This is a genomic window from Pseudoalteromonas sp. SG43-5, from assembly GCF_014164345.1.
GTDB lineage: Bacteria > Pseudomonadota > Gammaproteobacteria > Enterobacterales > Alteromonadaceae > Pseudoalteromonas > Pseudoalteromonas distincta.
Genome location: NZ_JACJFA010000003.1, coordinates 299761 through 311349, shown reverse-complemented (window position 1 = coordinate 311349; position 11589 = coordinate 299761). Strand labels below are relative to the sequence as shown.

Sequence of the window (11589 nt, the reverse complement as noted above, 5' to 3'; positions counted from 1 at the left end):
AGAGGAGCCTTCAATCAATCGAACTACTGTATAAAAGGCTTTGGTTGCAGCCAAAGCTTGGGCCTCACATTACCCGAACTTGGTTAAAGTATTAATTAATTTATGGGTTTATTATCCATACAAGAGAATGAATAGTGATTCACTTTAGTTTGTCATTTTTAGTTGCAAACGACGCAATAAAACGGCCAAACTAGCTCACACATTATTCAGGCGTTAACTCTCATCAAGGAAATATAGGATCAATGGAAGAATCTGCTAATCTAGTTAATAACTGGCTGGAAGCTAAAATAATTATTCCGGCTGTCACTGCGCTTATATGTTCTGGTTTACTCCCATTCTTGCATCATAAATATAAGGTTAAGCGTGAAAGAGATGAAAAGCTCTTCGAAACGAGAAAAACTGAATATCAAAACTATTTTAAAATTCTCGATAATGCTGCAAAACTAGCAGGGCAAGATTATGTTGTGTTTATGAATAAAACTCTTCCTGACGCAACGCGTAGACTCTATGAAGAGGAATCTTCTACAGAAGCCATATTAAATTATCAAAAAGTTTTAAATGATTTTACGATCGGCACACAAGCAGGGTTTCAAAAAGCCACGAGTGAGTTAACCGGCTTAAGGATCGTATGTTCTCGAAACTTAATAGAAAAGCTAGAGCAATTTGAGTCGCTATATCAAGTACTTCTTACAATGCAGCCAGAAATGCTTCGTCAATTGAATGAACAGCTTACTCCTGAAGCATTCTTGACTGGTAACTACAACTTCGAAACAGAAATTCAGCAAAAGATGGTAAGAAAAGGAAACGACCTCAAAAACTTGAGGAACCAGATAATAGACACAATGCGAAGCGAGTTGGGCTATGAGAGTTAACAAAGCGCTTAAGTTCACTCCCTCCGGTCGCTGGGACGCCTATACGCAGGCAGGCTTCGCCATTATGCCCCACGCACCTGCGCCCCTTAGCTTAAAGTTGAGGCTGTAGAATTACTATTTTTCAAGAAAAACAGCCTCGTTTATGGGCTCCAAATGTATTACCTAATGCTTTAAAAACGCTTATAGTTAATTGCAGGAGCTAGTTTTTTAATTGAATTTGGCTGTTGGAGTTATTCTACAGTCTCGTTATAGGTTCTAGATGACTTCACACAGAGATTTAAATCCCACACATGAAATTGCTGTTCTAGATTCATATAAGAATCTCCTTTCATCACAAGGTAAAGTACTTGAATTAATTAACAGACCAGATCCGCCTGATGCAATTGTAAAGATTGATGGCGTAGATACTTGGATAGAAATAACAGATGCACATTTTAGCCAAGAGACTGCAATCAGCATAACTTCTCATGCCGCAGATGATAAAGTTCACATATCGTCAAAAGGCGATTTAGTTGGAGATTTTGATTCAATTACTAATGGAAGAGTTGAGTCAGCAATTAAAGCTAAGTTACAGAAGAAAACAATGCAAAGCATTGCTACATTAAATAAACCAGGGATATTACTTGTTGGGTTATATGGGCCATTCTTTGACATACTTCAGGTTGAAAGTAATTTTTCTGATGAATTTAAAGCTGAGTTAAAGACCCAGAATATTTTTAGTTCTATTTATGTTTATCAAACCTGTAACCAAAACACTCATGCGTACCATAAAATCAAATGAAGCAATACTCTGTCGTAAAAGTGATATCTCTTAATAAAAAATTTATCCATTCAGAAAAAAGCTTTGGCTCTAGAGTTCCTCAGGTCGGTGATATTGGAACAATAGTTGAAGTTTATGATGGAGCCTTTGATATTGAATGTAGCGATGAAAATGGTGTTACCATTTGGCTTGAAGTATTTGAACCTAGTGATGGAGGTTTAGAGTTACTGTATATATAACAAGCTTTTATTAATGCTGAATATTTTCCCTTCATTCTATCTAGCCGGTATTTAGAATTAACAACCATCAGGTTTAATACCATTAGCATTAAACCTGACAGCTCAAACTCAACCAATCAACGTTAATTAGTCGGCATTAAATAAATCTCACGTACGCTGTTGCGCTGGTTTGCTTCAATGGCAAAGAGTACGGCGTCGGCTACATCTTGTGGGTCGAGTTTGTCGGGTTTAGCTTCATCAAAAAATGGGGTGTTTACCATGCCTGGTGCTATGGTTGTGCAGCGGCCATTCCATTCGCTCATTTCCTCAGCTAAGTTTTGTCCAAAGCCATAAGCAAACCATTTAGTTGCACCGTAAATAGAGCCACCAATTGGCTTACGGCCAGCGGCAGAGCTGGTTAATATAAAGTGACCTTTATTTTGGCGTAAATGCGGCAGTGTTAGTTTTGCAGTCCATAGCAGCGCTTTAATGTTTATGTCGATCATGGTTGACCACTCATCCGGGTCACCTTTTTCGGTGCCAGCGGTTGAAACACCCATGCCTGCATTAGCAAAGGCTACATCCAATCGGCCAAACTTTTCAATGCCTTTTGTTACTACGTTTTCAAGTGCGGTAAAGTCTGTGGCATCTGCAGCTACGCTAAGTGCGTTATTTGAGCCTAATGATTCAACTAATTTAGTTAATTTGTCTTCGCTTCTGGCGGTTAAAATGACTTTGTGGCCATTGTTAACCAGCGTTTTTGCGGTTGCTTCGCCAATACCGCTTGAAGCACCTGTAATGAGGACTATTTTTTCTTTCGCCATGATTATTTCTCCTATGTTTACATATTCAAAATTATGAGAATAGTTTTACTAATGAGTGGGTCTTAAATGTATTTCTCTGATGTTATTACGCTGATTTACCTCAATGGCAAATAGCACAGCATCGGCAACATCTTGCGGGTATAACTTGTCAGGTCTTGCTTCATCAGTAAAAGGGGTATTTACAGCGCCAGGGGTGATGGTTGTACAACGCCCATCCCATTCACTAATTTCTTGTGCTAGGTTTTGAGAAAAACCATAAGTAAACCATTTGCTTGCACCGTATATAGAGCCTTTAACAGCTCTGCGACCAGTTGCTGAGCTAGTAATAATAAAGTGTCCTTTGCTTTGGCGTAAATGCGGCATTGTTAGTTTTGCAGTCCACAGTAGGGCTTTAATGTTTATGTCGATCATGGTTGACCACTCATTGGGGTCGCCTTCTTCAACCCCTAAAGTGTCTAGCCCTTTACCTGCATTAGCAAAGGCAACATCTAAACGACCAAATTTTTCAATGCCTTTAGCAACTACGTTTTCAAGCGCGGTAAAGTCGGTTGCATCTGCGGCTACGCTAATGGCGTTATCTGAGCCCAATGACTCTACTAATTCAGTTAATTTATCTTCGCGTCTAGCGGTAAGTATTACTTTATGACCATTGTTAACCAGCATTTTTGCGGTTGCTTCGCCAATACCACTTGAAGCGCCGGTTATGAGTACTATTTTCTCTTTTCCCATAGATAACCTCTTTTGTGAACATTGTAAGCTTAAAATAACCATACCAATAAACGATTAACCTATATTGAATAGGCGCTATAAATTAGCCGTAAATAGGTGGGCTCTACGTATCAAAAACCATAGTTTTAACGGTATTTTTAAAGTTGAAATAAGTGATTAAAAAAGATAGGTTTAAATTTTTTATTCTATATACTCGCGCCACTTCTTTTGAAGTCGGTTTTATTAGATTTAACCATTATTTTGCTGAGTGTCAGCAATATTTATCGGAACAAACATGAAAGATAAACTTTTAGCGTTTTGGCAAAGCCATTCAGAAACAATCATCACTTTAGGGTACAAAGTGATTTTAGCGTTGGTGATTTTAGTTGCGAGTGCCTTAATTGCACGCTCGGTTAAAAAAGCGATTAAAAACTCTAAATCGCCATTAAAAAGAGTAGATAGTACGCTACTCCCGCTTTTATCGAGTATTGCTGGTTATTTAGTTTATATAATTGGCGGGCTATTTATTTTAGATATTTTTGGCGTTAATACGGCAAGCTTAATTGCGCTAATGGGTGCTGCTGGTTTAGCGATTGGTTTAGCCCTTAAAAATACGCTGAGCAATATTGCTGCGGGTATTATGCTGTTAATACTTAGACCTTTTAAAATAGGCGACTTTGTTGATGCCAGTGGCACGCTTGGTACTGTGAACGAAATAAACCTGTTTACCACTATTTTTAAAACCACCGACGGTCTTTATATAGCATCGCCTAACGGCAAAGTGTGGGGTGGCAATATTAAAAACTTTACCCGTAATGGTAAAAGACGAATGGACATAGTGGTGGGGATTTCGTATGCCGACTCTATTGACGTTGGCTTAAATGTACTCAAAGAATTAGCGGCATCAGAGAGCCGGTTACTCGCAGAGCCTGCTCCTAAAGTAATGGTGACTTCAATAGGCGAAAGCGCAGTGAACATTCAATTACGTGCGTGGGCTGTTAATGGTGATTATTGGCAAACCGTGTGGGATTTAAATAAACGTGTTAAAGAAGCAATTGAAGGCGCTGGGCTGAGTATTCCGTTTCCGCAGCGTACGCTGCATATATCTGAGTCTATGGCATCGGCCATAACTGTTAACAAAGATGCTTAAGTATGTATTAACATAAACATAAATAAAAATAGCGAGCCTTGGCTCGCTATTTTTGTATTCGTCTTTGTGTAGGCTGAGGTATTAACCTTCTAATTGAAAGTCGTACACTGAACCTAAATTAAGTAATTGCGTTAGCTCATCAAGTGCTTGGTAGCTTTCGGTGAGTAGGGCTGAGTCTGCAAAGTCACTTGCGCCTAATTTGTCGCGGTAGTTACGTTTTGCCCAGTCACACAGTTGTGTGTATTTAGTATCAGTTAAAATAACCTCTGGGTTTACTGCTGCAAGTTCTTGTTCGTTAAGGGCTACACGTAAACGCAAGCAAGCTGGGCCGCCGCCATTTTGCATACTTTGGCGTAAATCAAAAAACTGTACTTGGTTTACTGGGTTATCAGCCATGATCATTTCTTCAATGTAGGCGTTAACTGCGCTGTTGCGTTTACACTCTTGTGGTGCCACTAACAGCATTGAACCATCTTCAAGGCTCACTAGCTGGCTGTTAAATAAATAGCTACTTACAGCGTCGGTAATGCTTACTTTATCGGTAGGTACTTCAATAATGTAAAATTCTTTATTGCCCACATACGCTTCGCGAATATCTTGCAGTGCCAAAGCTTGGTTTAAAAATGCTTGCTGGTGGCACAGTAATACATTGGCGTTACCTACTGCAATTACATCGTTATGAAACACGCCTTGGTCTATTACGTCTGGATTTTGCTGTAGTAAAATTTGGCTTGAATCTTTTAAGTTATGTAAGCGACAAATTGCTTCTGAGGCTTCGAGTGTTTGCCTTGCAGGAAATTTAGCTGGTTTTGGTAATTGGCTGTTAAACGCGCTGGCACCAAATACAAACATTTCAAGGCCTTGCTCGCCGTGGCTGTCACAAAAACGAGTATGGTTTGCTGCACCTTCGTCGCCAAAAAAGCCTTGGTCGGGTAAATGGGTATGATGCGCAAAGTATTTGTCGTTATTAAACATCGCTTTTAATAAGCGCGTAGTGGTTGCAGGCTCTAATGAACGATGAAACTTATTATTTAAATTAGCTGAAGTAAAATGTACTTTGCCGTCGGTTGTATCAGGAGATGGCGATACCGTAGCTGCATTTGCTGTCCACATTGCTGACGCTGAATAACACGCGCGTAATAAAATAGGATCAGCTTTAAATGCTTTGTGAATTACTTGTGCATCATTACCGGTAAAGCCTAAGCGGCGCAGTACGTTTAAGTCGGGGCGCGCATGAGGGGCAAATACACCTTGAGTTAGGCCTTTGTCGTGCATGGCTTTCATTTTTTCAAGGCCTTGAAGCACAGCCTCTTGAGGATTTGAAAAGCTTGCTGCGTTATTTAACGAGGCAACATTACCATACGATAAACCAGCGTAGTTGTGAGTAGGGCCAACTAAGCCATCAAAATTAACTTCCAAAGCGTGCATACACGTTCCAACTAAAAATTTTCAATAGGATGCAACAATACAACGCATTAGGGCTGCTTGCAAAGTTATAAACGCAGTGTTTTTACTAATTTTTTCGACGTTTTTAAATGTGGAGTTTATTACAAGGGGGTTGTTTTTATATTGAACGATTAATTTGAAGTTTAATTAAAATGTACACATAAATTTCATAGTGTGCAAAAGCTTAGCCTAAAGTAGGTTTTTACATTTAAGCTTTATGCCAAGCCTTTACATAATACGATGTTACTTAACATAGACGCGCTCTTTGTCAGCGGTGGTATGGGTATTTGTTGGATCATTAACTTGCCAAACGCTAATGTCTAAACGCCATAAAAGGTAAAGGGTATGGTATAAGTTGAACATGGTTTTTCCTTGGTATTTTCACTGAACACATCAGTTTATTGGAAGAAGTATGCCAACATTAACTTGAATATTTTATGAATATAAATCAGGTATTTAGTATTTAAGTGTAAATACATACTTAAGGATTAGCACCAAAGAGGTGAAGTATTTTTAAAATATGCACCAGTGTGGTGTGTTTTTAACAAAAAGCCCTGCAACTATTAGGTCACTTAAATGTGCAAGGCTTTTTAAAAAATGTAGTCACTTAAAAAGTAAATTAGCGGCCTACTTTTCCTTTTACTAAAGGCTCGAACGACATTACTTTAAACTTACCGTGGCTTTGATTTTTGCCATTATTAAGTACAGGCGAATTATGTAAATCGTCAACGGTAAAGTATATTTTATGATCGGCTCCGTAGCTAAAGCCATCAGGCCAGCTTAAGCGTTCGTCTTTAAATAATACTTCGTAGTTGCCAGTGGGTTTAACTACGCCAATTGCGCCATTGGTTATGTCGGTTACATATATGTTACCGCCGCCATCAACAATAATACCATCGGAAATTGGCTTAGTGCCGTAACGCGTAACTTTGTCTTCAAGCGCTTTAGCCGAAAGGCTCTCGTTATTTATATCGCTGGTGGCAATGCGGTAAACCGACGTGCCCGACATTGAGCCAAAGTAAAGCCAGTCTTCGTTAGGGTCAAGCGTAATAGGGTTAACACCTAAGCGGGCAGGTTGTCCGCCAAGGCTCATTGTGCGCCCATCAATAACCATATCGATATTTTCGGCGGTGGTGTAATGGCTATTTTGTAACACTCTGCGTGCGACACCTGTTTTAAGGTTTACCGTAATAATAGCGGCTTGGCTGCCTTGGGCTGTGTCGGCAATGTATATAACGCCATGTTTATTATCGATGACTAAATCGTTTAAAAACGAGGTGTCGGTAATGGTCGGTTTAGCCAGATAAATAATTTTATGTAGTTGCTCTTTGTTTGTATCCCAGCCTACTAAGCGCCCAGCGTGATCGGGCCCTGAAGTGTCGAGCATCCATAATACACCATCGCTTGATACGTTTATGCCAAGTACGTCGTAAAAACCTTTACCGTTATTGTACGCGTATGCCCACTCTTCATTAGGGTAGGGCTTAGTTGTACCATCGCTTAAAAGCTCCATAATTTTTTGCTTTTGGCCAAAAAAGCCATGCACAGATAAAAACTTTCTGCCCGATGGGGTAATAGCAATGTTGCCAGGAGGGTGCTGCGCATCAAAGGTGGCTACTGTTTTTAAATCAGCATTTTGGCCAGCGGTGTTAGCAGTTACAGCGTTGCTACCTAAAAGTGCCGTGCTACACGCCGCTGCTAATAGTAGTTTTTTAATATGAGTCATTTTTAAAACCTTTTAAAACACGTTTATTGTTTAAAAATTAAGAGCCTAATCGGCTAAGTCGTTTACTACTAAATCGAGCAGCTGCATCAACTGTTTCGCTTGTGTTGCATCTACACTATCAAATTTACATAAAATATTTTTAGGAATATCGGCTGCTTTTAACTTAAGTGATTGGCCATGCTTGGTTAGCTGAACTAGGCGTTTGCGTTTGTCGTGCTCATCTTTAATAACAGCCAGTAATGATTTGTCGCTCATTTTTTTGAGTATTTGGGTCATTGCACCTCCATCTATCGCGGTTTTATCTATTAGCTCTGCAATTGTTATTTCGTCTTGCTCCCACAGCGCCATCATTACTACGTATTGCGGGTAAGTTAAATTTAGCTCGTTTAAAGGCTCGCGATACGCACGCGCAATGCTGTTAGATGCCATATATAACCGGTGACATAACTGATTTTTTAACTTTAATTGCTCAAACGGCATAACGTTATCCTTTATTTCGATACATGGCATTTTAATTTGCATGCAAAGTATTTGCAATCTCTAATTACTTGTTCTATTATTTTGCATACAAACTAAATTAATTACTAAACTTTGGAGTTCATTATGAATGTATTACAAAACGTAGCTTATACAGCAAAAGCAACTGCAACTGGCGGCCGCGAAGGCGTAGCTAAATCTGATGATGGTCGTTTAGATGTAAATTTATCAACACCTAAAGGTTTAGGCGGAGACGACGGTCAAGGTACTAACCCTGAGCAATTATTTGCCGCAGGTTATGCCGCGTGTTTTATTGGCGCACTAAAATTTGTAGCAGGTAGCGAAAAAATAGATTTACCAAGCGACACACATATTGACTCACAAGTATCTATTGGCGCGATTGAAGGCGGTTTTGGTATTGCAGTAAAACTTGCTGTATCACTAGGTGATATGGATAAAGCTGCAGCGCAGGAGCTTGTAGATAAAGCGCACCAAGTATGTCCATATTCAAACGCAACACGTGGCAATATTGAAGTAGAGCTTTCAGTTATTTAATTAATTGCTAAGTTAACTAATACTGTAATAGCCCAGTGGTTTTGCTACTGGGCTTTTTTGTGCGTGGAGTTTAATAAAAAGGAGTCGTTAAATAAACATGCAAAAAATCATATATTCACTATTCCATATGTTCTGTTTTTGTTTTATTGTATGTGCAATAAAACTGCGAGGACAATATGGAACAATTCAACCCACTTCAATTTTATAAATGCCTAGCGGACGATACGCGTTTAAAAGCAATGCTGCTCATTAGCCATCAAGAAGAGCTATGTGTATGCGAACTGGTTACTGCACTTGAGCTAAGCCAGCCTAAAGTGTCTCGCCATTTAGCGCAGTTAAGACAATGCGGATTGTTGAGCGACCGTAAACAAAATCAATGGGTTTATTACAGTATTAATAAAGCCCTACCAGAGTGGGCTAAAAATGTATTAACGCAAACGCTTACTGCTAACCCTTCATTTTATGAAAACGATTTAACGCGCTTAAATGTTATGGGTAATCGCCCTGAACGTATTACTAGCTGCTGTAACTAACTTATTAAAGGTATTTAATTATGACTATTAAAGTAGGTATTAACGGTTTTGGCCGTATGGGACGTTTAACTCTGCGTGCAGCAGTTGATTGGCCAGAAATAGAGTTTATTAAAGTAAATGATGTAGCGGGCGATGCTAAAACCCACGCACATTTAATTGAGTTTGACTCAGTACACGGGCGCTTAGCACAACAGGTTTCTAGTGATGATAGTAGTTTTAGTGTGGGTAAGCATACGATTGCAGTTACTAACAACAAAACCATAAACGAAACTGATTGGTCAGATTGCGATGTAGTAATAGAAGCCAGCGGTAAAATGAAAACCACTGAGCTGTTAAATCAATATTTAGCGCAAGGTGTTAAGCGTGTTGTGGTAACCGCACCTGTAAAAGAAGACGGTATTTTAAATGTAGTAATGGGTGTCAACGATGATCTTTATAATCCAAGTGAGCATAAAATTGTTACTGCTGCGTCTTGTACTACTAACTGTTTAGCGCCAATAGTAAAAGTACTGCAAGAAAAAGTGGGCATTAAGCACGGCTCAATGACTACTATTCACGACATTACCAATACCCAAACTATTATTGATGCCCCTCATAAAGATTTACGCCGTGCGCGTTCGTGCGGTACAAGTTTAATTCCTACTACAACCGGTAGTGCAACGGCTATTACGCATATTTTTCCTGAGCTTAAAGGTAAATTAAACGGCCATGCCGTGCGTGTACCTCTTACTAACGCATCAATTACCGATTGTGTTTTTGAGCTCGAGCGAGGTGTTACACAAGATGAAGTAAACACGTGGTTTAAAGACGCTGCAAATAACGAGCTACAAGGTATTTTAGGCTACGAAGAAAAGCCGCTTGTATCTATAGATTACAAAACAGATCCGCGCAGCTGCACTATTGATGCGCTTTCAACCATGGTAATTAACAACACTCAACTTAAACTATACGCTTGGTACGATAACGAGTGGGGTTATGCAAACCGTACTGCTGAGCTAATGCTAAAAGTTGCACAAAGTGATTTGGTTTAATCTCGTTTAAAAAGGTTTAACGCTATGTTTGCGCAGTTGGCTAACTTACCGAGCTCTATAAAACAATATTTAATAATTACTAGTAACTATTGGGCATTTACTTTAACTGATGGTGCGCTACGCATGTTGGTGGTGCTGTATTTTCATCAGTTAGGTTATGGTGCATTTGCAATAGCCATGTTGTTTTTGTTTTATGAAATATTTGGGGTGATCACCAATTTAGTAGGTGGTTGGCTTGGCGCGCATTTAGGGTTGAACAAAACCATGAATGTAGGGCTTGGGCTACAACTTGTCGCTTTAGCCATGCTTTGCGTGCCAGGGGATTGGCTAACCGTTGCCTATGTTATGGCAGCGCAAGCACTGAGTGGCATAGCAAAAGACTTAAATAAAATGAGTGCAAAGAGCGCCATTAAGTATTTAGTACCACAAGACGATGCAGGGCAAAGCCAATTATATAAATGGATTGCAATACTTACCGGCTCTAAAAATGCTTTAAAAGGGGTGGGCTTTTTTTTAGGCGGCTTATTACTAACTGTATTTGGTTTTGTGGGGGCATTAATAAGTCTAATTATTTTACTTAGTGTTGCGTGGGTTATTAGTTTAATTTTTTTAAAAGGCGATATTGGTAAAGCTAAAAACAAACCTAAGTTTAAAGAATTACTTTCTAAATCGCGGGCAATTAACTTACTTAGCGCAGCGCGTTTATGCTTGTTTGCAGCGCGCGATGTATGGTTTGTAGTTGCACTACCTGTTTACTTAGCCGCTCAGTTTAACTGGGATCATTGGTGGGTCAGCGGTTTTATGGCTTCGTGGGTAATTGCTTATGGGCTGGTGCAATCGCAAGCACCGCGAATAACTGGGCAAGGTGATTCAACTTCACATTCGGTCAAAAAAGCATACTGGTGGGTTGCTTTATTAAGTGGTGTTACTGGCATTTTGGCGTTGTTGATGCAATTGGATATAGCGGTACATTTTACGCTTGTAATAGGCTTACTTATTTTTGGTGGAGTATTTGCTGTAAATTCATCGCTGCATAGTTACTTAATAGTAAGTTTTGCTAAAAATGATGGGGTGTCACTAGACGTTGGCTTTTATTATATGGCCAATGCGATAGGGCGTTTGCTTGGTACGGTGCTTTCTGGTTGGGTTTTTCAAGTATATGGGCTTAGTGCGTGTTTATGGGTAAGTGTGTGTTTATTAGTTTTAGCCGCAATTACAACAGCACGGTTAGCTAAACTTTAAAAAACCCAACGTATTGTATTAAATTCAATTTGTTTAACGATATTCAT

At 39.4% G+C, this 11589-nt stretch carries 13 protein-coding genes; 8 read left to right on the top strand and 5 right to left on the bottom strand.

The features are described from left to right. Positions 1-242 precede the first annotated feature (242 nt). From H5161_RS05510 to H5161_RS05500, 3 genes are all read left to right on the top strand, one after another. Positions 243-872, top strand: coding sequence for a hypothetical protein (locus tag H5161_RS05510; RefSeq protein WP_182768863.1), 630 nt, complete (start codon positions 243-245; stop codon positions 870-872). 259 nt (positions 873-1131) lie between these two features. After that, positions 1132-1653: a hypothetical protein gene (locus tag H5161_RS05505; protein WP_076924355.1), complete on the top strand. Its 522-nt coding sequence runs from the start codon at positions 1132-1134 to the stop codon at positions 1651-1653. Continuing rightward, positions 1650-1871 (top strand): hypothetical protein, encoded by a 222-nt coding sequence (locus tag H5161_RS05500; RefSeq protein WP_024597444.1) that lies wholly within the window; start codon positions 1650-1652, stop codon positions 1869-1871. Before H5161_RS05505 ends, H5161_RS05500 begins: the two co-directional genes overlap by 4 nt. Before the next feature lie 122 nt (positions 1872-1993). Here the strand turns inward: H5161_RS05500 and H5161_RS05495 are convergent, their stop codons facing one another. Together H5161_RS05495 and H5161_RS05490 are read right to left on the bottom strand one after the other, a co-directional pair. Further along, entirely contained in the window at positions 1994-2674 is a 681-nt protein-coding gene (locus H5161_RS05495; protein WP_024597443.1) for an SDR family oxidoreductase, read from the bottom strand. Between the two features lie 48 nt (positions 2675-2722). Continuing rightward, entirely contained in the window at positions 2723-3403 is a 681-nt protein-coding gene (locus H5161_RS05490) for an SDR family oxidoreductase (RefSeq protein WP_182768862.1), read from the bottom strand. Positions 3404-3677: 274 nt separating this feature from the next. Between H5161_RS05490 and H5161_RS05485 the strand changes: the two genes are divergently transcribed. After that, positions 3678-4532, top strand: a complete 855-nt coding sequence (locus H5161_RS05485; RefSeq protein WP_010553540.1) for a mechanosensitive ion channel family protein — start codon at positions 3678-3680, stop codon at positions 4530-4532. A gap of 81 nt (positions 4533-4613) precedes the next feature. Here H5161_RS05485 and astB read toward each other — a convergent pair whose 3' ends face one another. The 3 genes from astB to H5161_RS05470 form a co-directional block, all read right to left on the bottom strand. Further along, positions 4614-5960, bottom strand: a complete 1347-nt coding sequence (astB, locus tag H5161_RS05480) for an N-succinylarginine dihydrolase (protein WP_004334492.1) — start codon at positions 5958-5960, stop codon at positions 4614-4616. Positions 5961-6597: 637 nt separating this feature from the next. Then, positions 6598-7704, bottom strand: a complete 1107-nt coding sequence (locus tag H5161_RS05475) for an L-dopachrome tautomerase-related protein (protein ID WP_182768861.1) — start codon at positions 7702-7704, stop codon at positions 6598-6600. Positions 7705-7749: 45 nt separating this feature from the next. Next, entirely contained in the window at positions 7750-8184 is a 435-nt protein-coding gene (locus H5161_RS05470) for a MarR family winged helix-turn-helix transcriptional regulator (protein WP_024595413.1), read from the bottom strand. Between the two features lie 123 nt (positions 8185-8307). On the opposite strand from H5161_RS05470, the gene H5161_RS05465 reads away from it, so the two are divergent. From H5161_RS05465 to arsJ, 4 genes are all read left to right on the top strand, one after another. After that, a complete protein-coding gene (locus H5161_RS05465; protein ID WP_024595412.1) occupies positions 8308-8736 on the top strand; it encodes an organic hydroperoxide resistance protein in 429 nt (142 codons plus the stop codon). Positions 8737-8912: 176 nt separating this feature from the next. Next, positions 8913-9269, top strand: a complete 357-nt coding sequence (locus H5161_RS05460; RefSeq protein ID WP_024595411.1) for a metalloregulator ArsR/SmtB family transcription factor — start codon at positions 8913-8915, stop codon at positions 9267-9269. 20 nt (positions 9270-9289) lie between these two features. Then, positions 9290-10300, top strand: coding sequence for an ArsJ-associated glyceraldehyde-3-phosphate dehydrogenase (locus H5161_RS05455; RefSeq protein ID WP_182768860.1), 1011 nt, complete (start codon positions 9290-9292; stop codon positions 10298-10300). Between the two features lie 24 nt (positions 10301-10324). Beyond that, on the top strand, positions 10325-11542 hold the full coding sequence (gene arsJ, locus H5161_RS05450; protein WP_182737666.1) for an organoarsenical effux MFS transporter ArsJ: 1218 nt from the start codon (positions 10325-10327) through the stop codon (positions 11540-11542). Positions 11543-11589: the final 47 nt, after the last annotated feature.